The 25317-nt window shown below is 66.7% G+C and carries 27 protein-coding genes; 15 read left to right on the forward strand and 12 right to left on the reverse strand.

The features are described 5' to 3' along the window. From pstC to ND450_RS34315, 4 genes are read left to right on the forward strand one after another with little or no spacing between them, the layout of a single operon-like run. Window positions 1-1065 (forward strand): phosphate ABC transporter permease subunit PstC, encoded by a 1065-nt coding sequence (gene pstC, locus ND450_RS34300; RefSeq protein WP_253322443.1) that lies wholly within the window; start codon window positions 1-3, stop codon window positions 1063-1065. Continuing rightward, window positions 1062-1976 (forward strand): phosphate ABC transporter permease PstA, encoded by a 915-nt coding sequence (gene pstA / locus ND450_RS34305; RefSeq protein WP_089918829.1) that lies wholly within the window; start codon window positions 1062-1064, stop codon window positions 1974-1976. The genes pstC and pstA overlap by 4 nt, the downstream gene beginning before the upstream one ends. A 10-nt stretch (window positions 1977-1986) precedes the next feature. Further along, on the forward strand, window positions 1987-2763 hold the full coding sequence (pstB, locus tag ND450_RS34310) for a phosphate ABC transporter ATP-binding protein PstB (RefSeq protein WP_089918831.1): 777 nt from the start codon (window positions 1987-1989) through the stop codon (window positions 2761-2763). A 28-nt stretch (window positions 2764-2791) separates the two neighbouring features. Then, complete coding sequence (locus tag ND450_RS34315) at window positions 2792-3952, forward strand: hypothetical protein (protein WP_253322444.1); 1161 nt, start codon at window positions 2792-2794, stop codon at window positions 3950-3952. A 9-nt stretch (window positions 3953-3961) separates the two neighbouring features. On the opposite strand, the gene phoU is transcribed toward ND450_RS34315, so the two are convergent. The 6 genes from phoU to ND450_RS45785 form a co-directional block, all read right to left on the reverse strand. Then, window positions 3962-4627, reverse strand: coding sequence for a phosphate signaling complex protein PhoU (phoU, locus tag ND450_RS34320; RefSeq protein WP_089918836.1), 666 nt, complete (start codon window positions 4625-4627; stop codon window positions 3962-3964). A gap of 71 nt (window positions 4628-4698) precedes the next feature. Continuing rightward, a complete protein-coding gene (locus tag ND450_RS45900) occupies window positions 4699-7725 on the reverse strand; it encodes an LCP family protein (RefSeq protein WP_305885185.1) in 3027 nt (1008 codons plus the stop codon). 298 nt (window positions 7726-8023) lie between these two features. After that, on the reverse strand, window positions 8024-8872 hold the full coding sequence (locus tag ND450_RS34330; RefSeq protein WP_089919127.1) for a GGDEF domain-containing protein: 849 nt from the start codon (window positions 8870-8872) through the stop codon (window positions 8024-8026). A gap of 141 nt (window positions 8873-9013) precedes the next feature. Then, entirely contained in the window at window positions 9014-9466 is a 453-nt protein-coding gene (locus ND450_RS34335; RefSeq protein ID WP_253322445.1) for a hypothetical protein, read from the reverse strand. Continuing rightward, the gene (dusB, locus tag ND450_RS34340) at window positions 9459-10625 is read right to left on the reverse strand and encodes a tRNA dihydrouridine synthase DusB (protein ID WP_253328079.1); all 1167 of its coding nucleotides are present in this window, start codon (window positions 10623-10625) and stop codon (window positions 9459-9461) included. The genes ND450_RS34335 and dusB overlap by 8 nt, the downstream gene beginning before the upstream one ends. A 53-nt stretch (window positions 10626-10678) precedes the next feature. After that, complete coding sequence (locus tag ND450_RS45785; RefSeq protein ID WP_256557337.1) at window positions 10679-10807, reverse strand: hypothetical protein; 129 nt, start codon at window positions 10805-10807, stop codon at window positions 10679-10681. Between the two features lie 123 nt (window positions 10808-10930). On the opposite strand from ND450_RS45785, the gene ND450_RS34345 reads away from it, so the two are divergent. After that, complete coding sequence (locus tag ND450_RS34345) at window positions 10931-11611, forward strand: DUF4241 domain-containing protein (protein WP_253322446.1); 681 nt, start codon at window positions 10931-10933, stop codon at window positions 11609-11611. 42 nt (window positions 11612-11653) lie between these two features. Further along, window positions 11654-12742 (forward strand): IS630 family transposase, encoded by a 1089-nt coding sequence (locus tag ND450_RS34350; RefSeq protein WP_253322447.1) that lies wholly within the window; start codon window positions 11654-11656, stop codon window positions 12740-12742. On the opposite strand, the gene ND450_RS34355 is transcribed toward ND450_RS34350, so the two are convergent. After that, window positions 12739-13284 (reverse strand): superoxide dismutase, encoded by a 546-nt coding sequence (locus tag ND450_RS34355; RefSeq protein WP_253322448.1) that lies wholly within the window; start codon window positions 13282-13284, stop codon window positions 12739-12741. The two genes, ND450_RS34350 and ND450_RS34355, sit on opposite strands and share 4 nt — an antisense overlap. A 77-nt stretch (window positions 13285-13361) precedes the next feature. Between ND450_RS34355 and ND450_RS34360 the strand changes: the two genes are divergently transcribed. Then, entirely contained in the window at window positions 13362-13838 is a 477-nt protein-coding gene (locus ND450_RS34360; RefSeq protein WP_253322449.1) for a DUF6328 family protein, read from the forward strand. Here ND450_RS34360 and ND450_RS34365 read toward each other — a convergent pair. Further along, window positions 13803-14489, reverse strand: a complete 687-nt coding sequence (locus ND450_RS34365) for a hypothetical protein (protein WP_253322450.1) — start codon at window positions 14487-14489, stop codon at window positions 13803-13805. The two genes, ND450_RS34360 and ND450_RS34365, sit on opposite strands and share 36 nt — an antisense overlap. A gap of 258 nt (window positions 14490-14747) precedes the next feature. On the opposite strand from ND450_RS34365, the gene ND450_RS34370 reads away from it, so the two are divergent. Both ND450_RS34370 and ND450_RS34375 read left to right on the forward strand, forming a co-directional pair. After that, window positions 14748-16193: an MDR family MFS transporter gene (locus ND450_RS34370; RefSeq protein WP_253322451.1), complete on the forward strand. Its 1446-nt coding sequence runs from the start codon at window positions 14748-14750 to the stop codon at window positions 16191-16193. 156 nt (window positions 16194-16349) lie between these two features. After that, window positions 16350-17105 (forward strand): class I SAM-dependent methyltransferase, encoded by a 756-nt coding sequence (locus ND450_RS34375; RefSeq protein ID WP_253322452.1) that lies wholly within the window; start codon window positions 16350-16352, stop codon window positions 17103-17105. An 843-nt stretch (window positions 17106-17948) separates the two neighbouring features. Here the strand turns inward: ND450_RS34375 and ND450_RS34380 are convergent. Then, window positions 17949-18833 carry a hypothetical protein gene (locus ND450_RS34380; RefSeq protein WP_253322453.1) on the reverse strand — a complete coding sequence of 295 codons (885 nt, stop codon included), beginning with the start codon at window positions 18831-18833 and terminating at the stop codon, window positions 17949-17951. 49 nt (window positions 18834-18882) lie between these two features. Next, on the reverse strand, window positions 18883-20061 hold the full coding sequence (locus tag ND450_RS34385; RefSeq protein WP_253322454.1) for an ATP-binding protein: 1179 nt from the start codon (window positions 20059-20061) through the stop codon (window positions 18883-18885). A gap of 233 nt (window positions 20062-20294) precedes the next feature. On the opposite strand from ND450_RS34385, the gene ND450_RS34390 reads away from it, so the two are divergent. After that, window positions 20295-20861: an HD domain-containing protein gene (locus tag ND450_RS34390; RefSeq protein ID WP_253322455.1), complete on the forward strand. Its 567-nt coding sequence runs from the start codon at window positions 20295-20297 to the stop codon at window positions 20859-20861. Here ND450_RS34390 and ND450_RS34395 read toward each other — a convergent pair. Together ND450_RS34395 and ND450_RS34400 are read right to left on the reverse strand one after the other, a co-directional pair. Then, the gene (locus ND450_RS34395; protein ID WP_253322456.1) at window positions 20846-21319 is read right to left on the reverse strand and encodes an NUDIX hydrolase; all 474 of its coding nucleotides are present in this window, start codon (window positions 21317-21319) and stop codon (window positions 20846-20848) included. The two genes, ND450_RS34390 and ND450_RS34395, sit on opposite strands and share 16 nt — an antisense overlap. Window positions 21320-21329: 10 nt before the next feature. Beyond that, on the reverse strand, window positions 21330-22073 hold the full coding sequence (locus ND450_RS34400) for a DUF5919 domain-containing protein (protein ID WP_253322457.1): 744 nt from the start codon (window positions 22071-22073) through the stop codon (window positions 21330-21332). A 158-nt stretch (window positions 22074-22231) separates the two neighbouring features. Here ND450_RS34400 and ND450_RS34405 point away from each other — a divergent pair, with 158 nt between their 5' ends. From ND450_RS34405 to ND450_RS34425, 5 genes are all read left to right on the forward strand, one after another. After that, complete coding sequence (locus ND450_RS34405) at window positions 22232-22687, forward strand: hypothetical protein (protein WP_253322458.1); 456 nt, start codon at window positions 22232-22234, stop codon at window positions 22685-22687. Window positions 22688-22690: 3 nt separating this feature from the next. Continuing rightward, window positions 22691-22891 (forward strand): hypothetical protein, encoded by a 201-nt coding sequence (locus ND450_RS34410; RefSeq protein ID WP_065915786.1) that lies wholly within the window; start codon window positions 22691-22693, stop codon window positions 22889-22891. After that, a complete protein-coding gene (locus ND450_RS34415; RefSeq protein WP_253322459.1) occupies window positions 22891-23151 on the forward strand; it encodes a hypothetical protein in 261 nt (86 codons plus the stop codon). Before ND450_RS34410 ends, ND450_RS34415 begins: the two co-directional genes overlap by 1 nt. Then, window positions 23138-23398: an AMED_5909 family protein gene (locus ND450_RS34420; RefSeq protein WP_253322460.1), complete on the forward strand. Its 261-nt coding sequence runs from the start codon at window positions 23138-23140 to the stop codon at window positions 23396-23398. The genes ND450_RS34415 and ND450_RS34420 overlap by 14 nt, the downstream gene beginning before the upstream one ends. Window positions 23399-23836: 438 nt before the next feature. Beyond that, on the forward strand, window positions 23837-25300 hold the full coding sequence (locus tag ND450_RS34425; protein ID WP_253322461.1) for an FtsK/SpoIIIE domain-containing protein: 1464 nt from the start codon (window positions 23837-23839) through the stop codon (window positions 25298-25300). Window positions 25301-25317 lie beyond the last annotated feature (17 nt).

The following is a 25317-nucleotide window of genomic DNA, read 5'->3' on the forward strand; positions in this document are numbered from 1 at the left end:
ATGAAAGATCCCGTCGTGGCCAAGCGCCCCGCCCGCCCCGGTGACACCGGGGCGGAGCGGGGCGTCGCGGCTGCTCCCCACGCCTCGGAGGCTCCGATTCCCCCGACACCGGAAGCTCCAGAAACGACCAAGGCACCTCACGTCCGGCCTGGTGACCGCATCTTCCGCGGCCTGGCGACGGGGTCCGGTGTCTTCATCGTCGTCCTCATCGGCGCGATCGGCCTGTTCCTGATCCTGCAGGCGATCCCGTCGCTCGGGCTGGACAACGTCAACTTCCTGACCAGTCGCGAGTGGAACACCACGGACCCGTCCAACCTGCGGTTCGGCATCCTCGACCTGACGCTCGTCACGGTCGTCGTCGCACTGCTCGCCCTGCTGATCGCCATGCCGATCGCACTGGGCATCGCGCTGTTCCTCACGCAGTACGCGCCGCGCAACCTCGCCCGGCCGTTCGCGTACGTGGTGGACCTGCTGGCCGCGGTCCCCTCGATCGTCTTCGGCCTGTGGGGCCTGTTCGTGCTCGGCCCGGTGCTCTTCCCGTTCTCGGAGTGGCTGATCGAGAACCTCGGCTGGATCCCGCTGCTCGCCAAGGGCAACGTGAACGTGCAGCTCGGCGGCACCATCTTCACCGCGGGCATCGTCGTCGCGGTGATGATCCTGCCGATCATCACGGCCGTCAGCCGCGAGGTCTTCGAGCGCACGCCCACGATGCACGTCGAGGGCGCCATCGCGCTCGGCGCGACCAAGTGGGAGGTCGTCCGCACGACCGTCCTGCCGTTCGGCAAGGCGGGTTACGTCTCCGCCTCGATGCTCGGCCTCGGCCGCGCACTGGGTGAGACCATCGCCGTCGCGATCATCCTGAGCACCGCCACCAGCTCGTTCGGCTGGTCGCTGTTCGACGGTGGTTCGACGTTCGCCTCGAAGATCGCGCTGGCCGCGCCCGAGTTCAACGACCCGCGTTCCGCCGGCGCCTACATCGCCGCCGGTCTGGTGCTGTTCGTGCTGACCTTCGTCGTGAACGCAATCGCGCGCTCGATCGTCGCCGGCCACAAGGAGTACGAGTGAGCACGAACCTCGCCGACCCCACGCGCCTCGCGACGCCGCCGACGTTCCAGTCGGTCAGCGTCTCGCGCCGGATCAAGAACGGCATCGCCACCGGACTCGTCTGGGGCGCCTTCCTGATCGCGATCATCCCTCTGGTGTGGGTGCTCTACACCGTGATCCAGCGCGGCTTCCCGGTCATCCTCGACGGTGACTGGTGGCAGAAGTCGATGTCCGGTCTGCTGGCCCGCCAGCAGGGCGGCGGCGCGTACCACGCGATCTACGGCACCCTGGTCCAGGGCCTGGTCTGCGCCGTGATCTCGGTGCCGATCGGCATCATGGTCGCCATCTACCTCGTCGAGTACGGCGGCCGCTCGCGCCTGGCGAAGTCCACGACGTTCATGGTCGACATCCTCACCGGTGTCCCGTCGATCGTCGCCGCGCTGTTCGTCTACACGGTGTGGATCACGACGTTCGGCCTCGGCCGCAGCGCCCTCGCCGTGTCGATCGCGCTGGTGCTGCTGATGGTCCCGGTCATCGTGCGCACGACCGAGGAGATGCTCAAGATCGTCCCGGACGAGCTGCGCGAGGCCTCCTACGCGCTCGGCATCCCGAAGTGGAAGACGATCGTCAAGATCGTCATCCCGACGGCGCTCTCCGGCATCCTGACCGGCATCATGCTCGCCCTCGCCCGCGTCATGGGCGAGACCGCGCCGGTGCTGGTGCTCGCGGCGTACGCGCCGTTCATCAACTACAACCTGTTCGACGGCCCGATGGCCTCGCTGCCGTTGATGATGGTGAACGAGCGCAACAACCCGACGCAGGCCGGTTTTGAGCGCATCTGGGGCGCGGCGATCACCCTCGTCGTCCTCATCACCCTGTTCAACCTCCTGGCGACCGTGATCTCGCGGGCGCTGGCGCCGAAGACGAAGTGAGCGGGCGGACATGGCCAAGCGACTCGACATCAAGGACCTGAACCTCTTCTACGGCAAGTTCCACGCCGTGGAGAACGTCTCGCTCGCGGTGCCGCCGAAGAACGTCACGGCGTTCATCGGCCCCTCGGGTTGCGGCAAGTCGACCGTGCTGCGTTCGCTGAACCGCATGCACGAGGTCGCGCCGGGCGCCCGCGTCGAGGGCAAGGTGCTGCTCGACGGCGAGGACATCTACGCGTCCACTGTGGACCCGGTCGAGGTGCGCCGCACCATCGGCATGGTGTTCCAGCGCCCCAACCCGTTCCCCACGATGTCCATCCGCGACAACGTGGTGGCGGGCCTGCGCCTCTCGGGCGTGAAGGACAAGAAGAAGCTCGACGAGGTGGCGGAGCGCTCGCTGCGCGGCGCCAACCTCTGGAACGAGGTCAAGGACCGGCTCGACAAGCCGGGCGGCGGCCTCTCCGGTGGTCAGCAGCAGCGTCTGTGCATCGCCCGTGCCATCGCGGTGCAGCCCGACGTGCTGCTCATGGACGAGCCCTGCTCGGCCCTGGACCCGATCTCCACGCTGGCGATCGAGGACCTGATCACCGAGCTGAAGAAGGAGTACACGATCGTCATCGTGACCCACAACATGCAGCAGGCGGCGCGCGTGTCCGACCAGACCGCGTTCTTCAACCTGCTGGGTGTCGGTCAGCCCGGACAGCTGATCGAGGTGGACGACACGGAGAAGATCTTCTCCAACCCCGGCCAGAAGGCGACCGAGGACTACATCTCCGGCCGGTTCGGCTAAATCTCCACGTTGCACTAAATTGCTGCGGGTGAGCCCGCAGAGCAAGAGCCGCAAGAAGAAGCAAGGCAAGGCACCCGGCCGCAGGCCCGAGAACAACTCCCCGTACGGGGCGTTGCTCGAGTCGGCGGCCGCGGTGCGTTCCGAGTCCTGGTTGCTCGCGGACGCCTGGGCGAGCGAGCTCTACGCCACCCTCTGGCTGGCCGGATCCGGCACCGCGCCGTTGATCGAGGCGCTGGAGGCGATGGACGACCCGGCGGCGCTCACCGCGTTGCGCGCGCTGTCCGGTGTGGGCTCCGAGGAGAGCAGGGCCGCCGCCTTCGCGGCCGCCGAAGTCGTTGCGGCACGCGGTGTCGCCGAGCCGCCGTGGTACGTCGCCGGCACCGTCGCGGACTTCCGCGACGCCTTCCTCGTCACGAACCTGCTGGGCGACGTCGAGGTCATCGCGATCACGCAGGAGCGCGCGGGCGTCGGCGAGACCGTGCTGTTCATGCGCCAGCCGGTGCTCGGCGCGACCGCGATCGAGCTGTTCTCCACGCCGGACGAGGGCACGGTCGCGTTGCTGGAGGACATGATCGCCTCCACGCCCGAGGCGTTCCGCGACGAGATCACCGCCCTGAGCGCGAGCGACGTCTACGACCGCGTGTGGCCGGACGTCGAGCAGTTCTGGGCGGACGGGCCGGACGAGGAGGCCGAGGAAGGCCTCATGGGCGAGGAGGACGTGCGGCACCCCGTGCAGCTGATCGCACTCGCCGACGCCCGCGTGAGCGCGTTGGTGCCCAGCGAGTACGAGATCCCCGCCGTCAGTCCGGAGAGGACGGACGAGGTCGTCGACGCGTTCCTGGCTTCGGAGCACGGGATCGCGGACGTCGAGGCCGCGCGGGCGTTCGCGCGGATCGTCACTTCCGCCGCGGTGGAACAGAACCGCGACCCCGTCGTCTACGGACCGGCGTCGCTGACCGCCGTGCTGATCCTCGACGTGGCGGCGAAGCTGCACGTGTCCGACGCGGATCTGGCGTTGCTGCCCGACATCGTGCGCGCGTGGGCGTACTTCACCGTCGACGCGCGGGACCTGCCGCGGGACGAGGCACGCGCGGTGTGGGACGAAGAACTGCCCACCGTGCTCGCCGAGTTCTCCGAGGCCTACGCCGATCCGGAGCTGGTGGCAGAGCGCGATGGGCAGTTTCGGTAACTGAAGGAGCTAGAGGTTGTCGTCGCCACCGTAGCCGGGCATCCGGCCGGTGACGACGAAGACCGTGCGCTTGGCGACCGACACGGCGTGGTCGCCGTAGCGCTCGTAGAAGCGGCCCAGCAGCGTCACGTCCACCGCGGCGGGAACGCCGTGCTGCCACTCCTTGTCCATGATCACGGAGAACAGGTGGCGGTGGATGTCGTCCATCGCGTCGTCCTCCTCTTCGAGGTTGCGCGCGCGGTCGACGTCCTTCGCGCGGATGATCTCCGCGGCCTCGTTCGCGAGCTTGACCGCGATGCGGCCCATCTCCTCGAAGTACGGCTTGACGTCGTCCGGCAGCGCCGACGCCGGGTGCCGGCGGCGTGCGGCCTTCGCGACGTGCAGGGCGAGGTCGCCCATCCGCTCGACGCTCTCGGCGGCGTGGATCACCGCGAGCACCGTGCGCAGGTCGGTCGCGACCGGTGCCTGCAGGGCGAGCAGTGCGTACGACTGCTCCTCGATGCTGGAGCGGACGTCGTCGACCTTCTGGTCACCGCTGATGACCTGCTCGGCCAGACCGAGGTCTGCACCCAGCAGGGCCGCGGTCGCGTTCTGCATCGCCTCGGCGACCATGCCGGTCATGTCGGCCAGTCGTTCGGCGAGCTCTTCTAGAGAGTCGTGGTAGGCCTCGCGCATGCGCTCAGCCTACGTCCCGACCATCGCGGCAGCGACATGCCAGGATGAACCGGAGGTGAACCCCAGGCGAATCACTTCGCCGCGCAGGGGTCCTGTGCCGCGTTCACAATGGACAGATCGGTGCCCGGCTGACCTTGGGGTTGTCCCTGCTGGGTGCCCTGCTGGCCGCCTTCTCCCGGAGCCTGGATCTTCTCGTCGAAGTTCTTGCCGATGACCAGCTCGACCGCGCCGCCCATCTCCGGCGACTCGACCAGTTCCGCACTGGGCACCGCGGCCTTGAGCGTGGCCGCCTTGTTCTCGTTGCCCTTCGCGAACTTGATGATCGTCTTCTCGGCACTGGGCGCGTTGCCGCGGGTGGCGATCTGGAAGCCCTTCTGCGCCAACGCGTTCGCCGTCCGGTCTGCCGCGCCGCCGTTCGACGCGTCCCCGTTCAGCACCTGGATGCTGACCTGCTTGGGGTCGATCACGGTGCCGGGCTGCTGGGCGGGAGGGTTGGCGTCGCCGGGCTTCGGCTCGGCCGCCTTCTCCTGCGGCAGCGGGGTTCCGTCGATGATCGTCTGGAACAACGCCTTGATGTCGTCGTTCTTGAGGCGCTCGATGTTGTCGTTGTTCGACAACGTCGGGCCCTCGTCGGTCCAGTGCGGCATCGTCACGAACGAGACGCGGCCCGCTTCGAGGCTCTGCAACGAGTTCGCGAGCTCCAGCAGCGAGGCGACGTCGATGTTGTCGCCTGCCGTGGACTTCGTGAGCGCGTTGATGAAGTTGTTGAGCTTGGTCGGGCTCAGCAGCACCTCGTTCGACAGCGCCTGGCGCAGCATCGCCGACAGGAAACCCTGCTGCCGCTTGATGCGGTCGAAGTCCGTGCCGCTGTCACCCTGCGCCTGCACCTTGCGGGCGCGCACGTACGACAGCGCCTGGTCGCCCTTGAGGACGTGCTTGCCCGGCTTGTCGATCACGACGCCGAGCTCGTCGTCCACGATCTTCGTGGGCGTGCAGATCTCCACGCCGCCGATCGCCGTCGACATCTCGCGGAAGCCGACGAAGTCGATGCTGACGAAGTGGTTGATCTTGAGGCCGGTCAGCTGGGTCATCATGTTGGCCACGCACTCGGGCCCCCCGTCGTTGTAGACGGAGTTCGCCATGACCTCTTTCTCCGGCGCCAGCGGACCCGCGTACTGACCGTTGTCCGGGTTCCACGTCCGGCAGTCCGGGCGGTCCACGCGCACGTCACGCGGCAGCGACACGATGACCATGCGCTTCCGGTCCTTCGGGATGTGCGCGAGCATGATCACGTCCGACCGCGCGCCACCCTCCTGGTCCTGGGTGCCGACGTTGTCACCCGCCTTGGCACCGGCCCTGGTGTCCGAGCCGACCAGCAGGAAGTTCTCGTCACCGAGCTGCTTGTCCGCCTGCAGCACGGCCTGCGAGTTGCCGCCGAGCGCGTCGATCTTCTGGAACTTGGAGTCGGCCCACTTCGTCGCGGTCCAGCCGATGCCCGTCGACGCGAACACGACGGCCGCGGCGGCGATCGCGCCGATCCGCGCGGTGCGCATCAGCTTGCGCTGCTGGGGCGTGCGGCCGGTGACCCGCGGTTCGCCGTCTTCCTCGTCCAGGGCAACGGGTTCGGCGTACTCGGTCGCTTCGTCGACCAGTTCGCCGTCGTCGCCCTCCTTGACCCAAGGCATGAGCTTGGCGCGCCGCTCCTTGCGCTGGCGCTCCTGCTCGAGCAGTTCGTCGTGCACCGCGGAGAACCGCGCGAGGGTGTGGTCCACCTCGCGGCGCTTCTTCACGTCGTCGCCGATGGCCTCCATCTCGGTGGTGAGGCTCAACGGGTCCATGTCCTCGCGCTTCTCGACCTTGGCCACACCCGCCGCCGGAGCGATCTGGGTGGCCTCGGGGCCGGGCGCGTCGGCCTTCGGCTCGTCCACCGGCTCGGACCCGAGCCGGTTCGCGATGCCGCCGGGGACCGGACGGGGACCGCTCGACTCCGCCCGCGGGGGCATCGGCCGGGGGCCGCTCGACTCGGCGCGCGACGGCATCGGCTGCCTGCCCGTCACGTCCCCGTTCGGGGGCATGGGGCGGCGTCCGGCGGGATCAGGACCCTCGCCGGGGGCCGGAGGACGGGGAATGCTGTTCGAGGACGGTGCCTCGCCCGGCAGGAGGCGACGGGGCGCGGGGCCCTCCGGCGCTGCTCCCGGGACGGGCGGGCGCTGGAGGCCGTTCGGCTCACCGGGACGCTTCGGGCCACCGGGCTGCGCGGCCTCGCCGGGCACCGGCGGGCGCGGGATGCCGTTGGACGACGGCGCGTCGCCCGGCAGGAGCCTGCGCGGCGGTGCCCCACCGGCGTCGGGCCTGCGGACCGTGCCGTTCGGCAGACCTGCCTCAGGCGCGACACCGGGGACGGGACGCCGGATGCCGTTCGCGGAGGGCACGTCACCGGGAGGCATCCGCCGCGGGTCGCCGGGAGCCGGCGGCCTGGGCATGCCGTTCGCGGTGCCGTCGGGTGCGGGCGGCCGCGGGATGCCGTTCGACGACGGGACGTCGCCCGGAGCGGGCCTGCGCGGCGGTGGCCCCGCCTGCGGGGCGCCGTTCGGAGCCGGCCGCCGGACCGTGCCGGTCGGCTGACCCGGCTGCTCGCCGGGGGCCGGGCGGCGAGGCGCGTCGGGCCTCGGCCGCTGGCCGGTCTGCTCACCAGGAACGCGGTAGGCGCCGCTCTGCTCCGGGTTCTGGGCAGGCCTCGGCCGGGGACCGGTCTGCGGCGGACCGGCCGGTTCGGGGCTCTCGGCCCTGCGCCGCCTGCCGGTCTGCTCGCCGGTGAAGTTCTGCGGTGCCTGCTCGGGCCGCGGGCGCGCACCCGTCTGCTCACCTGGCCGGTGAGCCGCGGGTGGCTGCTGCCGCGGTGCCTGCGGAGGCTGCTGCTGGTGGCGGACCGGCGGATCGGGCAGAGCCCGCCTGCCGCTGGTCGCGGGGGGATCGGGCAGGGCACGCCTGCCTGTCGTGGATGCGTCGGGCGAGCCAGGCGGAACGGGCCGGGGGATGTCCGTCCTGCTGTGCTGCTCGATGAGGTCCGAGACGCTCAGGCCCCCAGAGCCTTCCATCGAGCGACGTCTACGGCCGGTCGGCTGGTCGTGCTGGGGATCCTGATCACCACGGGAAGAGGGGCCGCCACGTCGGGGGTCGTCGGGCACCCAATCTCCCTTCTGGGTCAGAAGCAAAAGCGGTTCGTCATTACGAAGTGACGACGACCGGGACACAAGGGTTGCATCACCGGCGTGTCAGTTGCGCCCGCGATACTACGGATGTAGCCGAGTTCTGACGACCACTCCGGGTGATACGGCTGCGATCCGTACGCGATTACGAGTACGAGGCTTGCCCTGAACGGGTGAGCAAGGTCACTCAGTAGTAACCGAGAACACGTGTTTCGGCGATCGCACGCCTGCCCGAGGCAGCACCTGCGAGGCGAACCCGTCCGTCGGCACGGTACGCCACGGCGTTGCGTCCCGACTGCTTGGCCGTGTAGAGGAGGCTGTCGGCGCGCAGCAGCTGCTGCTCGGCCCCGACCGCCGGACGCTCCGGCGCCTCGTCCGCGGGCGGCTCGTACGCGAGGCCCGCGCTGACCGTCACGCGCAACCCCGGCGCGATCTCCTGCCAGGGGTGACGCTCGACACGTTCGCGGGCCGCCTCGGCGATCTCCACCGCGCTCGCGGCGTCCACGCGGGGCAGCACGAGCACGAACTCCTCGCCGCCGTAGCGGGCGCAGAAGGCGCCCTCCGGCAGGCCCTGCTGCAGCAGCTCGACCACGCGCTGCAGCACCCGGTCGCCCAGGAGGTGGCCGAAGGTGTCGTTGACCTGCTTGAACCAGTCGAGGTCGATCAGTGCGATGGCGAGCCCGTGCCGGCACGCTCCGTGCTCGGTCAGCAGGTCCATCAGCCGTTGGTCGAGGTAACGGCGGTTGTAGGAGTCGGTGAGGCTGTCGCGCAGGCTCTGCTCGCGTGCCTCGGCGTGCTCCCGGCGCAGCCTGTCGACCTCGCGGCGCAGCTGCTCCGGGACGTGCGGCTCCTCGACCTGGTCCGCGTGGACGAGATCGAGCGCGGAACGCAGGTGCTGGTACGCCTGGCGCCACTGGCCGCGGGAGGCGAGCAACGTCGCGATGGACTCGTGCAGCCCCACCAGGCCGGGACCCTGCTTGTCGACGCTGGCGTCGGCCTGCTGGATCTCTGCGGTCTCGGGTCGCAGTGCGGTCATCGCGGTCACCTCCTTACCTGCCAGGTGTCGTCCCCGGAGAGGCGGCGCTTGAGCTACGGAGACACCTGTGGACGGGATTTCCCCCGTCCGGTTGACCGTCAACTGCTCCGATCCAGTGAGCTTGGAAGATCAACAACCCGCTCAGCCACCGAGGCAGGGCGCGAACCCGTACACCTCGTCGTCCAGGAGCACGACGTGCATCGATCCGATCTGGCTGCCGATGACCTGGTCCTTCTGGCGGATCGTGATCGTGACGGCGACGACGTACACGTCACCGCGCGGGTGGGCCTTCTCGCCGGCGGGCGCCCAGTCGGCGTCCGCGCGCAGCGTCGTCCACGTCGGCTCGACCTTGATGGTGGCGCCGCGCAGGTCGCAGGTCTTCTGCCGGAAGTCGGGGTGCTGCGTGTCCTTCAGCAGCTCGGCCTGCTGGGCCGCGCCCTCGTCACCGGCCTTGTTGACCCGCGCGTAGTAGTCCTTGAACTTCGTCCGCTCGCCGTCACCCAGCTGGGCCGGGCGCGGCGTGCCCGCGATCGGTCCGCCGCAGCCCGCGAGCAGTGCGAGCGCGGCCATGAGCACCACGAGTCGCTTAGCCACCGGAGTGCATCACGTCCGCGCCGGACGGCACCGTGGCGTCCTCGGGGTCGTCCAGCCAGCCCTCGGGCAGCACGACCTTCGCCGACGAGCCCTGCCGGCCGCGCGGCCCCTCGGCGTTCGCGGGGAACGGCACCGCCTTGTCGAGCGTGCCGATCAGGTCGTCCAGCTCCTGCAGGCTCGAGACCATCGCGAACGCCCTGCGCGTGTCACCGCCGACCGGGAAGCCGTGCCAGTACCAGGCCATGTGCTTGCGCAGGTCCCGCAGACCCTTGTTCTCACCGTCGTGGGCCGCGAGCAGCCGCGCGTGCGTCCTGAGCACCTCGGCGACCTCCCCGAGGGTCGGCCCCTCGGGGACGGGCTCGCCGCGGAACGCCGCCTGCAGGTCCCGGAAGAGCCACGGCCTGCCGAGGCAGCCGCGCCCGACGACCACGCCGTCGCACCCGGTCTCGGCGACCATGTCGAGCGCGTCCTGGGCGCTGAAGATGTCGCCGTTGCCCAGCACGGGAATGCTCGTCACGGCCTCCTTGAGCCGCGCGATGGCCGACCAGTCCGCCTTGCCGGAGTACCGCTGCGACGCTGTGCGCGCGTGCAGTGCCACGGCCTGTGCGCCCTCGTCCGCCGCGATGCGTCCGGCGTCGAGGTACGTCAGGTGGTCGTCGTCGATGCCGATGCGGAACTTGACGGTGACCGGCATGTCCCCGGCGTTGCGGACCGCGGCCCGCACGATCTGCCGGAACAGCTCCCGCTTGTACGGCAGCGCGGCGCCACCGCCCTTGCGCGTCACCTTGGGCACGGGACAGCCGAAGTTCATGTCCATGTGGTCGGCGAGGTCCTCGTCCACGATCATCTTCGTGGCCTCGCCGACGTTCTTCGGGTCCACGCCGTAGAGCTGCATGGACCGCGGGCTCTCGCCCTCGTCGAACGTGATCATGTGCATGGTCATCGGGTCGCGCTCGACCAGGGCGCGCGCAGTGATCATCTCGCAGACGTAGAGCCCGGCCCCGTACTGACGGCACAGCTGCCGGAACGCCACGTTGGTGATGCCGGCCATGGGGGCCAGCACGACGGGCGGGTCGACGGCGAACGGGCCGATCTTCAGCGTGGAGGGAACGGACACGCCCTCCAGGTTACGGCACTGACCTGCCGTGATCTTCACCATCAGTGACCAGCGGGGCGTCCGCGCCAGTCGCAACGACCGGACGTGGCGACTCGTCAGCACCTCGTCCTCGCCGTGCCCGCCGCCTCCCACACCGGCCCAGGCAACGACCCGTTCGCCACCGCGACGATGATGTCGACTTCCTGTCGAGTGGTGCCGCCGCGCACCACGTCGATCGTCCCCACGCTGACCAGCGTGGCAGCGGATTCGTTGCGACACCTGGGGTCTTCACCCACGGCGAACACCCAAGGTGCCCCGATCGGGTGTCGGACCCTTCTGCCAACATGCCCTTGGAGGTGGCCTAGCTCATGGGGGCGGTTGCACTGATCAGGTCCGGGTTCGAGCGGTTCTTCGTCGACGGACCCGTCGGCAGGTCGACCGGCGGTGGCGAACAGCAGGTCATCACCGTCGAACAGGTGGGTGAGCTGGCCCTGCCGACGGGCAGGCTCGTGGCGGCGGACCCGTTCGTCGTCTGGCCGGAGGACGCGGAGGCGTTCACCGACGAGGTCGAGCCGGGCAGCTACCCGGTGTCGGTCTCGCTGGTGTCGTACATCGACGGCGACGGCGTTCCCGACGAGCGACAGGGTTATCGCGTCGCGGCCGCGAAGGTGACGATCAAGGACGAGCCCGCGTACTCGTGGCGTCCGGCGGTCGTGCCGGGTGAGCACGTGCCGATGCTGCCGGTCATGCCGGAGTTCGGGTACGAGGTGAAGTCGAGCACCGGCGCGTTCTTCGACCTCGCCGCGGCCACGGCGGTCGACCGCCTCGTCAGCGACGACGAGCTGGGCAACTGCGACCTGATCGACGCGCTCGGCGCGGTGGGCGGCGGGCGTGGTCCCGCCAACGTGACCGACGCCCGGTCCGGCCTGAACGTCGTGGCGTTCTCGACCGGGTGGGGCGACGGCGTCTACCCGACGTGGGTCGGCCGCAACACCGCGGGCGACCCGGTCGCGTTCGTGACGGACTTCTTCGTGATCAACAAGGTCTAGTGTCTTGAGTCGTTAAATCGGCATCAGCACTAGGTTGTGCTGGTGCCGAACCCGAAATTGGTGCCGCTGACCCTGTCCGATGACGAGCGTCGAGTCCTGGAGGGCTGGACGCGTCGGCGAACGACCGCGCAGGCGTTGGCATTGCGAGCCCGGATCGTGCTGGCATGCGCCGAGGCCGGTGAGTCGAACACCGTTGTGGCGCAACGGTTGAACCTAGGTCGTCAGACGGTGGCGACCTGGCGAGCCCGGTTCCTGCGCGACCGGCTGGACGGGTTGTCAGACGAACCGCGGCCGGGTCGGCCGCGCACGATCACCGACGATCAGGTCGAGCAGATCGTGGTCACGACCTTGGAGACCAAGCCGGCCAACGCGACGCACTGGTCGACCCGATCACTGGCCACGCAGATCGGTATGTCACAGTCGGCGGTCTCGCGAATCTGGCGGGCCTTCGGCCTCAAGCCGCACAAGGTCGACACCTTCAAGATCAGCAAGGATCCGCTGTTCGTGGACAAGGTCCGCGACGTCGTCGGCCTCTATCTCGACTCGCCCGCGAAAGCGGTGGTGTTGTGCGTGGACGAGAAGACCGGAATCCAGGCACTGGACCGCTCGGCGCCCGTGTTGCCGATGCTGCCCGGGGTGCCCGAGCGACAGAGTTTCGACTACATCCGGCATGGCACCACAAGCCTGTTCGCCGCACTGGAGATCGCCACCGGACACGTGATCAGCGCGGTGAAACGCCGTCACCGGCACCAGGAGTTCCTCGCGTTCCTGCGCACCATCGACCACAACGTGCCCGCCGGCCTGGACGTCCACGTCATCCTCGACAACCTCAGCACCCACAAGACACCCGCGGTGAAGACGTGGCTGCTCAAGCATCCACGCTTCCATCTGCACTTCACCCCGACCAGCTCAAGCTGGCTCAACCTGGTCGAACGGTTCTTCGCCGAGATCACCGTCAAACTGCTACGCCGGGGCGTCCACCGCTCGGTCACCGCCCTGGAGAAGGACATCCGCAGCTGGATCGAGCAGTGGAACACCAACCCCAAGCCCTACGTCTGGACCCGCACCGCAGACCAGATCCTCGAGTCACTCGCCGCCTACTGCCAGCGAATTAACGACTCAAGACACTAGAAGGCGACGTTCACGCACGCCAGTCGTGGCCCGGCGGTGCCCGCCTCGCCGGGTCCCGTGTGCGTGTGTTCGTTGTGCAGCACCACGGACTGCGCGTGCCGTTCGGTGAACTGCCAGTCCACAGTGGAGTCCGCGAGGGCGAACCCGTTGGCGTCGGTGTGCACGTCGAGCCAGATCTCGTTGCGGGGGTTGGCGTACGCCGGGTCGACGGACGGCTGCACGGGGTCGTTGACGTGCTGGAAGTGCGGGCCCGAGTCGGCGGGAGCCGCGCCGCACTTCTTCACGTGGACGTGCGCGCCGTAGGCCCGGTTCGGCAGCAATCCCTTGAGCACCAACAGCACCGTCGTCCGTCCGCCGACCGACGGCACCCCGACGACGGTGACCTTCGCGCCGGCCGGGACCTTCGCGTCGTAGGTGATGGCCTTCGCCTTGTCGCGGTAACTCTCGAACGTCGCGGACGTGTGGGCCACGGTCGCGGGGTCGGCGTGCGCGGTTCCGGTGAACAGGAGCGCGGCGGCGACCGCGACTGCAAGCGTCTTCATGGACCTCTTGCTTACTGCCAACGGTCCAGCTCTGCATCTTTTGGTTTCAGCCGCTCGGAGACGGGTACGCGGGGTTCGTGAGCGAAGCGGAGGAGTCCGACCAGCGCAGACTCGCGCGCAACGTCAACGAGCTGATGCAGGAACTGCGCGTGGCCCAGGCCGGCGTGCAGATCCTGTTCGGTTTCCTGCTCTCCATCGCGTTCACGGACAAGTACGCCTCCGTCAGCGACTACATCCGGGTGACCCACCTGATCACGGTGCTGTGCGCCGCGGTCGCCGTCGCCTTCCTCACCGCCCCCGCCGCGTGGCACCGCGTCCTGTTCCGCCAGGGTCGCCGCGAGGACGTCGTTGATCACGGCAACACGTTCGCCCTGGTGGGACTGGCCTTCCTGGCGCTGGCGATGACCGGCACCGTCCTGCTGCTCGCCGAGGTGGTCCTGGGAGGCTGGCCCGCGATCGTGGTCGGCGCGTTCGCGTTCGTCGTCTTCTCCGGCCTCTGGTTCTTGCTGCCGTTCGCCTCATCCGAGCGTGCTCAGGACGGCGAGCGCCCCTAACCCGAGCGCGACGGGCACAGCCGTCAGCACGTTCCGTCGCGTGGGCCGCGGCAGCTCCCGCAACACCTGCACCCCCGAAGGCACCAGCGCAACGCACAACCCGGCCGTGCCGACGACCGACAGCGGTTCGGTGCCCTTCAGCACCCCGAGCGGCAACAACCCCGCGGTCGCCAGAGCCACCGACCTGACCAGCCCGAACGTCTTCGCGCGGTACGCCGCGAACGCCAGCACGAACCAGCCGGAGACGATCGTGAACGACAGGGCGCTGAACAGGTGCAGCTCGCCGTACCCGCCGGCGACCAGCGCCGTGGCGCGCTCGACGCCCAGCTGCTCGGTGGCGTTGAAGGCGGCCTGGTCGACGCCGGCGTGGAAGGTCCGCGCGAACAGCCCGACCGTCACCAGGACCCCGCCCCAGGCGGCCCACCGGGTGCCGATCCGCTGCACCACGTGCGCGACCGCCGCCCACATCACGACGTTGCCCGCCAGGAACGCGGTGTAGGCCGCGCGCACCAGCTCCGGGTGCTCGTGCAGAGCCTTGAGCTGGTCGGGGAAGAAGTAGTGGAACGGCGACCGCAACAGCGTGCCCACCAGCAACAACACGGGCCCGGCGATCAGCGCCGCGCCACCGACCCACCCGTTCGGAAACCTCATGGCCGTGGACGCTGTCAGTGTTCAAGGGGCTTGTGATCGGCCCGTGGTCCTAGACGCCGACCGGTTCTCCAAAACTCTTGAGCGGCCGTGTCGATTCACGGCTCGCCGGTTCGACGAACAGGTGTAGGGCGAGAAAACCCGGATGAGACCGGAGCCGCGATGAGGAAGACTCGGACGTACCGATGAGTTCCTTCAGCGCTGCGGGTCTTCTCGGGTGTCGCGAAGAACCTGATGCCAGCAACCGAGTGAGGGCCTGACATGCCTGCTGCAGTGAAAGACCGCCCGACAACAGAGGCGGGCAAGACACCGCTGGTGGTGCGCCTCCTGGTGCTGGCCACGTTCGTCGTGATCCTCAACGAGACGCTGATGATCAACGCGATCCCGCGCCTCATGGAGTCGATGCACGTCACCGAACAGGCCGCCCAATGGGTGTCCACCGCGTTCATGCTCACCATGGCCGCCGTGATCCCGGTCACCGGCTGGTTCCTGCAGCGCGTCACCACCCGCCAGGGCTACGCGATCGCGATGGGCGTCTTCCTGGCCGGCACCGCCCTCTCCGCGGCCGCGCCGACGTTCACCGTCCTGCTCCTGGGCCGCATCGTGCAGGCAGCAGGCACGGCCGTGATGATGCCGCTGCTCATGACCACGTTGATGACCGTCGTCCCCGAACAGGACCGCGGCCGCGTGATGGGCAACGTGACCCTCGCCATCTCGGTGGCCCCGGCCCTCGGCCCGGCCATCTCCGGCCTGATCCTGCAACTCGGCTCGTGGCGCCTCCTGTTCGTCGCAGTCCTCCCGGTGGCCGGCGCCGTGACGTACTTCGGCCTCCGCCAGCTCGACAACATCGGCGAGCCCCAGGTCAGCACCCTCGACTGGGCCTCGGCGGCCATGGCCACCCTCGGCTTCGGCGGCCTGGTCTACGGCCTGAGCCTCTTCGGCGAGGGCGCGGAACACCTCGGCCCGAGCATCGGCATCGTCGTGGCGGGCGCCGCCACCATCGCGTTCTTCGTGCTCCGCCAGCTCAAGCTGCAGCGGACCGGCGCCCCGCTGATGGACCTGCGCACCCTCACCCACCGCACCTTCGCCCTGTCGCTGACCCTCATGTGCGTGGCGTTCCTGGCGATGATGGGCTCGATGATCCTGCTGCCCCTCTACCTGCAGAACCTCCGAGGCCTCACCCCGCTCCAGACGGGCCTGCTCCTCATGCCGGGCGGCCTCGCCATGGGCCTCCTCGGCCCCACGGTCGGCAGGATCTACGACCGCCTCGGCAGCCGCCCGCTGGTCATCCCGGGCTCCATCGGCATCGTGCTGTCCCTGGCGGGCTTCACCCAGATCTCGACGACCATGCCGTACTGGCAGATCCTCGCCCTCCACGCACTCCTGATGATCGGCCTGGCAGCAACCTTCACCCCGATCTTCACCCTCGGCATGGGCGCCCTCCCGCCGAACATGTACCCGCACGGCAGCTCGATCCTCGGCACCCTCCAGCAGGTGGCGGCAGCCCTGGGCACCGCCCTCGTCGTCACCGTGATGTCGGCCCGCACCACCTCCCTGGTCGCCGAGGGCACGGCGGAGGCGGCGGCGCAGCTGAGCGGCATGAAGCTGGCCTTCGTGATCGCCACTGCATTGGCCGCAATCACGATCGTGGTGGCGGCCCTCCTGCCGAACCGCACCACCACGTCCGGTGACGTAATGGCGCACTGAGAATCACGCTGGCCATTGGCGAATGCTGCGTTCCTGTGCGACCGAAATGCGGCATGCTCGGACGCGTTGCCTTTCATAAAAAAAGATTGGTGACCGACTTACTCCGCTGATGTACTGATGCCACCGTGAGTTTGACGTGTGACGGAGGTAGCAGTCGTGAGTGGCTATAACGCGCTTGCCGAGGTGTACGAGTGGCTGATCTCCGATGTGAAGCTGGCTCCGGCCGAGTTCGCCGCGTCGTTCGATGACGTCCTCAGCCTCCTGCCGTCGAACGCTCACGTCCTCGATTGTTCGTGCGGAACTGGACAGCTGGCAGTCGGCCTCGCCGGTCTAGGCATGCACGTGGTCGCAACTGACGCCAGTGAAGCGATGGTTCGTCGGACTGCGGAGTTGTCTGAGCAGTTCAGGGCTCCGGTCCGGACAGTGCGGGCGGACTGGCAGGAGTTGCCCGACCATTTCGATGACGACACCTTCGACATGGTCTTCTGCGTTGGCAACTCGCTGCACCATGCCGAGGGCTCGCGAGGCAGAATCGCTGCCCTGGAGTCGATGTCACGGCTTCTGCGCCGCGGCGGTCGCTTGGTACTCACTTCCCGTACTTGGGAACTCGTGAGGGCCAGAGGTTCCCGGCTGGAAATCAGTGACCGACTCGTCCGCCGAAACGGTCGCGATGCCGTCGTGATCTACCGCTGGAACATTGCGTCCAACTGGGAGGACGAGCACCACATCGAGATCGCGATCGCGCAACTGGATGCGGCTGGGTCGGTTCTGGCCCGCTCGGAACTGCTGTCGAGCTGGCCCTACCGATACGAACAGCTCGAAGCCGAGTTGCGCCGGGTCGGACTCCGGACGGAAATGAGCACGTTCAACCTCGAGGCCGAGAACTACATGGTGGTGGCGAGCAAGGCGTAGACAACGGGCTCTCAGCCTGTGGCGGGCCCTGACGCGTGGCAGGGCGCCGCGGCCGTCGAGCGCCGTGACCCATGCTGGACGACCAGTTCGAGGACGGTTCGCCTCGTGCCGCAGCTTGGGAGCCAGGGGGTAAAGCGCATCAAAGGTATGCCAGCGCTCCGGGCATGAGGAACGCCCAGGCCGTTGGCCTGGGCGTTCAGTGGGCCGCCAGGGACTCGAACCCTGAACCCGAAGAGTAAGAGCACTCGCTTGGCGTTGTTCGTCGATCTTCCTCGACAGTGCTCGCTACCTGCGCGGATGCAGTCTTGATCTAAGCACTGTGGACAGTCGCTTCTCGACGTTTATCGACGTTTTACGAGACTAAAGCGCATCATGATCTTGGTCCTTCTGGACCGTCCACACCCCTGCCATCATCCCGACACTGAGCCTCGGACGCGGCCGGTGGTGCTGTGTCAAGGTGCTCGTTCCAGCCTTGACGCGGTGCCGCCGGCCGTTGTCACGCTCGCGGCGTCGGGTGTGGCTTGACCTGGTGCTCGTCGAGGCGCCCCGCTGCTTTGACCGGTGCCTGATCGGTGGCAAGGCGGCGCAGCCGTCGCGGCAGTCGAGCGCCAGGACCAGCAATCCGCAGTGACTCTGACGGCGCTCGTAGGGAGCTGCTGGCCGACATGGCTGTGCGGGTCAGCTCGTCGGCTGGGGCCAAGGCCGGAGGACGGCGCGCAGCGCCGCCCGGCCGACCGGCGCAGCGAAGCGGATGCCGGGAGTGCCGGGATGGAAGGTGTTCGCCGTATGCGCGGAGCGTGCCGCCTGCGGCGGCCTTGATCCTGAAGAGCGGAATTCGGCAGATCAAGCCAGAATTGTCGCCAATCGTTCGGTGAACATGCGAGCGCTGACTCCTTGGGGTGCGCAGCACGCACGAAGGACTGCAGTAATTGCGTCCTTGGCTCTGATGGTGGGGAGACTCCTGGACTTGAGTTGCTCGTTGAGCTCAAAGAAAAGATAGTCGCGGATCCACTTTCCCTTAAGGAAAGAATGGCTCTTTCTGGCTGACGCTAAGGCCTGAAACTTACTCTGAAACTCCTTGAATTGGGTGTCAAACTCGTCTGGTCGACAATCTGCGCTCGCCTGTACGAGCTTGTATTCGTAGGCAAATTCGGTGCCAGCAAGGCGATCGGAAGGAAATTCGCGGGCATCCTCAGGCTTTGGGAGAGTAGGAACGCGCTGTGCGCCTAGTTTCTTGGCTGCACAATAGAGCGAGATCAGGTCGGTATACGCTACGCCAAGAGTTTTGTGGAAATCTCCTGACTGTTTCAAGATGTCGTCTGCCTCTGATGCTGGTATAGATGCCAGAGAGGCTAGAGCGCGCGTTAGGCTACAGTATTTTATTACCTCGGCCTCGACGTCGGGCAGCTTTGTGTAGTGTAGGTGGTTGGATCTTTTCATTCCTCCAATGAAGCGATCTAGGTCAGCATCTGCGCAGAACAAGAGACTGCAGCTCTTGGAACCGTTGACGACGCGAAGGTATCCGCCGTTACGTGCTTGTGTAAAAAGTTCAAGCACAGCGTTCTTTCCTTTGCGGGCTGCATTGGAAAGGTGTCGGGTGAACTGCTCAACCGGCCATATTAGCCAGCGATTGCGCTTCAGTAGGGGACTTTGCGCGCACAGTTGATCATAGAACCATCGATCCGTGTCAGTTCCTTCGACAACAACAAATATCTGCGCAGTGCTCATTAGCATCCTGCGCCGTACCGACTGCGGGCTGTAGGCCAGTTTTGTCATATCAGAGCTGGAATACCTTCTCGTCTGGCACCCGAGCCATTACTTCAGGTGAGTGCGTGGCCACGATGATTTGAGCGTCCGGATTGATCGACTGCATGGACTCAATGAGAAAATGTTGCCAGTCGACGTGCATGGAGAGTTCGGGTTCATCGATTATGATGGCGCCGGTTCCGGCTACTCGACATTCAACAAAGAGTCGAAGAAGCTGTTTTTCTCCGCTGGACAGCGACATGATTCCCAATGGCTTCTTGCCCAGTGTGATCATGAGCCGACCGGCATGAAAGTGGGCTCGTTTGTCGCCTGAGAAGAGGTCTGCAACCAGCTTCTCGATCTTCCTAGTTGGCTCTTGGGCAGCGTCGACCTTCTCTTGAACCTCGACAATCTGGGCGACGACGTCACGAAGCACCGCATCCTCGGCATATTCCTGAACTAGACGCCGAATCGATTCCTCCGGGAGTCGGATGTCTTGGCTCTTGAAGAATCGCGATACGGCACGCGAGGCTTCTCTAGCGTTAATAGGCCGTTCGGTCTTGGATGTTTCCCCGTCCTCCTCTCTGCCGATTACAGCGGTCAAAACATCTGCTAGGCCACGTTGTTGGATCTGTCGAATTACTTCGAGTTCCTGTGTGGCGTAGTCGCGCCATGTTTCTTGCAAGGCCGCAGCGAATAGCTCGTCCCAGAACTCCGATTCGCCGCCACGGTCTGGCCTCTCTGCTCGGGCGAGTCGATAACGAACATCGGCAGGCATTACGCCGGAAAGCCTGGAAACCGGTAGATAGCGGTGATCGAACTGAGCTTTCAATGCGTCCTGGGTCGCCGGCTCGGTCTGCCATCTTCCTGCGCGGGTACGCCTGGCTCGCTCTGCTGGGCTAAGTCGGGAGCGCTCCATTTCGCTAATTTCGAAGAGGTTCTCCTGCTCTACTTCCTCTTCAGTAGGCCTTCTGATGGAGCGAACAAAAGTGTGATCGCCCGACACAATTTCGACGCTTGCGGATCGAAAGTGAACTCGTGAGAGCTCGTCTGTTGAGCGAAGCATTGCACCATGCAAGATCTTCAATAGGGATGTCTTTCCGCATCCGTTGAGACCCCAAATGATGTTTACATCGCGGTTGAACTTGATCGTCCTTTCCTTATTGTTGCCCGCAAGTCCAGTAAATGTGACCGACTTGATCCATGCCATTCTGGGCGCTCCACCTCTGCTGGTCTCAGGTCGAGCCAGCGTAGCTGGGATATCGCTGGAGTACGCGCAGAGTTTCACGTGTGACTAACCTTCACCCGATCGGAGTAGGGGCGAGGGTCGGCGGCGAACGCATGTATCACAACTGCGAAGTCTCGATAATTGAAGTAAGTAGAACTATTTGCTTCACTTGCCATCATCCACTCGTATCGACTCACGGATGTATGCTTCTACGTGTGACGACCGAGATGCGGGCTTTCAAGTTGGCGCAGGATATTTTGATGGGGCCGCTACCTCGTCGGTGGGCGCACGTTCAAGGGGTTGCCAAACGAGCGGCAGAAGCAGCTTCACTTTTTTCTGCGAAGGAAAGCGAGTTGCTTGTCTCGGCTTCTGTTCTTCATGATATCGGATACGCGCCGAATCTCGCGCTAACGGGATTCCATCCGCTGGATGGGGCAGTGTTTCTGAGAGAACTCGGGGAGTCAACTCGCCTATGCGGCCTGGTGGCGCATCACTCATGCGCCTACAGGGAGGCTGAGTTGCGGGGGATGTCTGCGGATCTGGCTGCGTGGACAGATGAGCAGACGGCGGTTCGGGATGCGCTGTGGTGGGCCGATATGACCACTACGCCAGACGGTGAACCTACGAGTGTGCACGACCGGATTGAGGAGATTCAGAAGCGCTACGGCCCGGAAGACCTGGTGACCTTCTTCATTCGGCAGGCCAAGCCTGAACTGGTTGGTGCGGTTGAGCGCACCGAGGAACGGCTACGTGCGGCGGGAGTCGACTACACGGCGAAGTAGGGCGTCGCGCGCTTCTCGAACCCGTGCTCGATCCGAAGCCGGATAGACGGGTGGATGTTGAGCGCGTCAAGGTCTCCGCGGCTCACCCAGTGAACCTCGCTGGACTCGTCGCTGGTCCGCAGCTCCCCACCGATCAACCGTGCCCGGAAGCAGATGGAGAACTGCTGACGTACCTCTCCGTCCGTGTAGGCGATGACGTGGGCGGGGTCGGAGTAAACGCCGATGATGTCGACGGGCTCGACGTCGATGCCGGTCTCTTCCTTGACCTCGCGAACGACGGTGCGGCCGATGGTCTCGCCGACGTCCTGGGCTCCGCCGGGGATCGAGTACAGGTCGTTGTCGGTGCGCCGGATCATCAACAGCCGGCCTTGCTCGTCCTGCACGAACGCCGTCACCGCCACGACGATGTTGGTCGCCTTCGGTGCGTTCGGGTCGTTGTAGTGATCAGTGCGAGCCATGCCTACCTGCCTACCACTTCGGCTGCTTCGCGCCATCCCAGACGCCCTGGAAGCTCTCGGCGTACGTCTCGAACAAGTCGCCCCCGGACAGTCGCCGCAGGTGCAGGACCGGGGCGTGAGCTGCCATGAAGCCGTGCACGTGCGTGTTCACGAGCATCTCGTCATCGAAGCGGTAGATCGAGTTGTAGAGCGTCGTGCCGTGAAGTCGGATCTCAACGCCGGGCACCTCGGCCAGCGGCTTGTAGATCGCGAGGGCGTTCCGGATCTTCGCGCCAAGCGTGGTCTTGCCGATGCCCTCTTCCTCGCTGCGGCGTGCGACCTCCCGGCTGGCCGGGTCTCCGAGCAGCAACCGGATCCGAACGCCGTTCTCTGCCTTCTGGCGCAGCGTTTTGATCAGGGCGGGGTTGTCCACGAGGAACATGCCGGCGTAGACCAGGATCGAGATGCTGATCTTGGACTGTTCGATCAGGTGCCCCCAGATGTCCTGCGGCACGGCGTGGCGGTGTGCGTAGACCTGGACGACCTCGGACTCGTTGATCTCTTTCTTCTTCTCCGGCGCGACGGCGTCCGGCCAGAGGTAGGTCTCGGTCTCGCGGACCATCGCGGCGATGGCGTGCCGGTGGCGCGGGTACGGCGTCCGGTCCTGCGTGATCCACCGTTCGACGGTCTTCGGGTCTACGCCGGTTGCCTTGGCGACCTCATCGAAGCCCAAAGTGTTGCGCAGCAACGCATCCCGCAGGCGCTGGTTCGGCATGACCCATCCTCCGTACAACTAGGGACGACTTCAATGTAGCCGAGACGTCTGTAGTTGTCCTGATGTGTGGTGTTGACGTCCTGCCGATTCGTCGAAAGTCGTAGGTGTCGAAACGTCGGGGAACAGCCCCGACCGGCACGAACGACAGGAGAACGACGATGGCGATCACAGGTGGGAGCAGGCTCCCGGCGGGTCACGACTTCGTGTTCCCGAGGGGCGCGCTCGTGATGGGCGTCGAGCCGGTGCTCAAGTTCCAGTCGGCTGAGGACCGCGCCAAGGGGCTCCCCGTCGAGCAGGAGGTCGACAAGGACAATGGGCAGCTCGTGTGGTCAGTCCTCGTGATCGACCAGGCGGCGGAGCGCAAGACGGACGCGGCGGTCACGGTCAAGATCTCCGCACCCCACCGGCCCGTTCCGCCTGAGGCGATCCCCGGCACGGACATCCGGCCCGCCGTGTTCGAGGGGCTGACGGTCACGCCGTGGATCGATGACAAGGGCTGCCGTGGTGGCCACGTCGGTGAGCGTCACCGCTGCCGAGCGAAGCTGGGCTACAGCCTGCGCGCCACCGGCATGAAGGCGGCCGTGGCGGCTAAGCCCGCACCTAAGGCGGCGTGATCCGTGGCCGACTTGATGCGCCTGCACCTGACGGCGAACCTGCCGATCCGGGTGGAACCGCTCGTCTTCGCTGGACGGGTCGAGTTCCGGCTGGGCAACGCGTTCCCGGCAGTCCTGGTGGTCGACGCGGAGGCACTGCCTCGCCTTGCTGAGGCTGTCGCTGAGGGACAGACCGCTCTCGATGCGGCGCGGGGTGGTCAGTGATGGGGTTCAACGCCACCTGCACGCCCGGCCAAGACGCGGGCGCGGCCATGATCCGGGTGACGCCTGAGGTCCCGGCGCTGGCCATCTACCTCGACCCGGTCAACATCGCGATCCAACTCCCGCCCTTCCCCGGCGGCTCGGACGTGCTGATGCGGTTCTGCCGGGAGTTGTCGCGGGAGGCGGCCAAGCTGGCTGACCACCTCGGCGACCAGGAGGGGCGTCACGCCCTCGCGGAGGAGGCTCCCGATGTCCACGGCTAATGCCATGCACTGGGGGCTGGCGGAACAGGCTCGGACGCTGAGCGAGGCGCACGACGTCTTGAGCAAGCTCCTGCCCAATCCCAAGTCCGCGCCCGAGGTGCTGAGGGACTACTACCTCCGCTCGGCCGCCATCTACGCCCGCGTCGCCGAGACCGATCGCAGCCACCACCACGAGGCCATGTACTGGGCGAACCGTGAGCGCGAGAAGGGGGAGGCGATCAAGGTCACGAAGACCGCGAAGAACTAGTAGAAGTCCTTATTGGATAGAGCGCGTGACTCCGCTGGGTCACGTGGCGATGCCGCACATCTTGTTGCGGCGCAAAGAGAACGTGAGACGCAGGAGCGGAACCCGGCTACCAACCTCGCCGCTCCTGCGTTGTCCACCCAACTCAGGAGTGAACAAGATGAGCGTAGAGCCTGGGCGCATTCCCGCGCCAGACAGGGCTACAAAGCAACTGCTGTGGGATCGAATGATCTCCAACGAGCAGACCGTCTCCAGTTACGTCGTGATGCTCGACGGCGGCAGCCTGGAGACGTTGGAACTCACGGCCGCGCAGGCTGAGGGCTTCGAGTGCCTGACCTGCAAGACGCAGCACACGACGGAGTCGGGAGCGTTTCGACCCGTTGGACGCATCCCGAGCGTTGGCACTGTCTTCCAGTGCCTCAAGTGCTCTGGCGGTGCGCGATGAAGGGCAACCGTTGGGTCGATCCCGCACCGTTCGAAGGCGCACGTCCGCAGGTCCCGTGGTGGGTGTGGTTGCCCGGCTGTATCAAGGTCGTGCTCGCGCCGTTCGCGTTGATCTGGCTCGCCGGCCGACTGGCCGTGAAGCTCGTCCTCGTGGCGGTTCGGTACCCGGTCGCGGTCACGGCCTGCCTCGGCGGCTATATCGGCTATCGCCAATTCGGGTTGTCGCCGCTGGTCTTGGCCCTGCTGTCGCTCGTGTGTGCTCTGACGGTCTGGTACGGCCTCGATCGTGGTTCGTTCCTGCGGCACGGCTGGTACCGCGTCCTGACCGAGTGGCGGAGGCTCACGGTCTACGTGCCGCACTGGCGCACCGTGATGCGGCTGGCAGAGCTGGCCAAGGACAACCGAGGCAGGGAGTACCGCCCGAAGCTGCGCCGCGTCCGGTCGGAGGGCTGGCGGGACAAGGTCCGGGTTCGCATGATCCCGGCTCAGTCTCCGGAGCAATGGGAAGCTCGGCGGGACAACCTGGCGCACTCGTTCAACGCACGGTCTTGTCGGGTGCGGGTGCTGCGGCCGAGCGTGCTTGAGCTCGACTTCATTCACTCCGATCCGCTGTCGCGTCCGGTCGCGGTGCCGCAGCTTGTCGCTGTCGGCGATGTTGACCTGAAGCGCGTCGTCGTCGGCCGTACCGAGACCGGTAAGCCCTGGCGGCTGAAGCTGCTCGGCTCTCAGGTCCTGGTCGTCGGGGTGCCCGGCGCTGGCAAGGGCTCGGTGCTTTGGTCGATCGTCTGGCAGCTCGCCCCGGCCATCAAGGCTGGCATGGTCCGGCTCGTCGGGATCGACCCCAAGGGCGGCATGGAGCTGGGTCAATGTCCGGACGCGTTCGAGAAGGTGATCTACGACAACGGCCCGGAAGCTGTTGCCCTGCTTGAAGAAATCGCCGCAGAGGTCAAGGAACGCGCGGCGCGTTACCGGGGCATCCGGCGCTTGTGGGCACGTGGCACGGGTGAGCCGTTCACGGTCCTGATCGTCGATGAGCTGGCCGACTTGATCGCCTACCAGCCTGACCGGAACCTCCGCGAGCGTGCGACGCGGGCCGTCCAGACCATCACCTCGCAGGGACGCGCTCCTGGCTACGCCGTCGTCGGCCTCGTCCAGGACCCGCGCAAGGAGGTCGTCTCCTTCCGACACCTGTTCACCACGCGTGTTGCGCTGCGGCTGGATGAGCCGGTCCAGGTGGACATGGTGCTGGGCGATGGCGTTCGGCAACGGGGCGCGGCCGCTCACGAGATCAGCGAAAACACACCTGGTGTCGCCTGGCTCAAGGAGGACGGGCAGCGCGAACCCGAGCGTGCGAGGGCCTTCCACGTCACGGACGCGGACCTTGTCGAGCTGGGCGTCTACTTCGCTCCGGCGACCGTGCACGAGTTCCCGACCAGCGGTGAAGGGAGGGCGGCGGCGTGACCGAGTACCTGACCCGT

The organism is Lentzea sp. HUAS12 (assembly GCF_024125735.1).
Lineage (GTDB): Bacteria > Actinomycetota > Actinomycetes > Mycobacteriales > Pseudonocardiaceae > Lentzea > Lentzea albida.

Bases quoted from the DNA above. Each gene is read 5' to 3' on its own strand.
- pstC (WP_253322443.1), top strand. From the start codon at position 1: ATGAAAGATCCCGTCGTGGCCAAGCGCCCCGCCCGCCCCGGTGACACC.
- pstB (WP_089918831.1), top strand. From the start codon at position 1,987: ATGGCCAAGCGACTCGACATCAAGGACCTGAACCTCTTCTACGGCAAG.
- phoU (WP_089918836.1), bottom strand. From the start codon at position 4,627: ATGCGCGAGGCCTACCACGACTCTCTAGAAGAGCTCGCCGAACGACTG.
- ND450_RS45900 (WP_305885185.1), bottom strand. From the start codon at position 7,725: ATGGAAGGCTCTGGGGGCCTGAGCGTCTCGGACCTCATCGAGCAGCAC.
- ND450_RS34330 (WP_089919127.1), bottom strand. From the start codon at position 8,872: ATGACCGCACTGCGACCCGAGACCGCAGAGATCCAGCAGGCCGACGCC.
- dusB (WP_253328079.1), bottom strand. From the start codon at position 10,625: ATGGTGAAGATCACGGCAGGTCAGTGCCGTAACCTGGAGGGCGTGTCC.
- ND450_RS34345 (WP_253322446.1), top strand. From the start codon at position 10,931: ATGGGGGCGGTTGCACTGATCAGGTCCGGGTTCGAGCGGTTCTTCGTC.
- ND450_RS34355 (WP_253322448.1), bottom strand. From the start codon at position 13,284: ATGAAGACGCTTGCAGTCGCGGTCGCCGCCGCGCTCCTGTTCACCGGA.
- ND450_RS34365 (WP_253322450.1), bottom strand. From the start codon at position 14,489: ATGAGGTTTCCGAACGGGTGGGTCGGTGGCGCGGCGCTGATCGCCGGG.
- ND450_RS34370 (WP_253322451.1), top strand. From the start codon at position 14,748: ATGCCTGCTGCAGTGAAAGACCGCCCGACAACAGAGGCGGGCAAGACA.
- ND450_RS34380 (WP_253322453.1), bottom strand. From the start codon at position 18,833: ATGAGCACTGCGCAGATATTTGTTGTTGTCGAAGGAACTGACACGGAT.
- ND450_RS34385 (WP_253322454.1), bottom strand. From the start codon at position 20,061: ATGGCATGGATCAAGTCGGTCACATTTACTGGACTTGCGGGCAACAAT.
- ND450_RS34395 (WP_253322456.1), bottom strand. From the start codon at position 21,319: ATGGCTCGCACTGATCACTACAACGACCCGAACGCACCGAAGGCGACC.
- ND450_RS34400 (WP_253322457.1), bottom strand. From the start codon at position 22,073: ATGCCGAACCAGCGCCTGCGGGATGCGTTGCTGCGCAACACTTTGGGC.
- ND450_RS34405 (WP_253322458.1), top strand. From the start codon at position 22,232: ATGGCGATCACAGGTGGGAGCAGGCTCCCGGCGGGTCACGACTTCGTG.
- ND450_RS34415 (WP_253322459.1), top strand. From the start codon at position 22,891: ATGGGGTTCAACGCCACCTGCACGCCCGGCCAAGACGCGGGCGCGGCC.
- ND450_RS34420 (WP_253322460.1), top strand. From the start codon at position 23,138: ATGTCCACGGCTAATGCCATGCACTGGGGGCTGGCGGAACAGGCTCGG.
- ND450_RS34425 (WP_253322461.1), top strand. From the start codon at position 23,837: ATGAAGGGCAACCGTTGGGTCGATCCCGCACCGTTCGAAGGCGCACGT.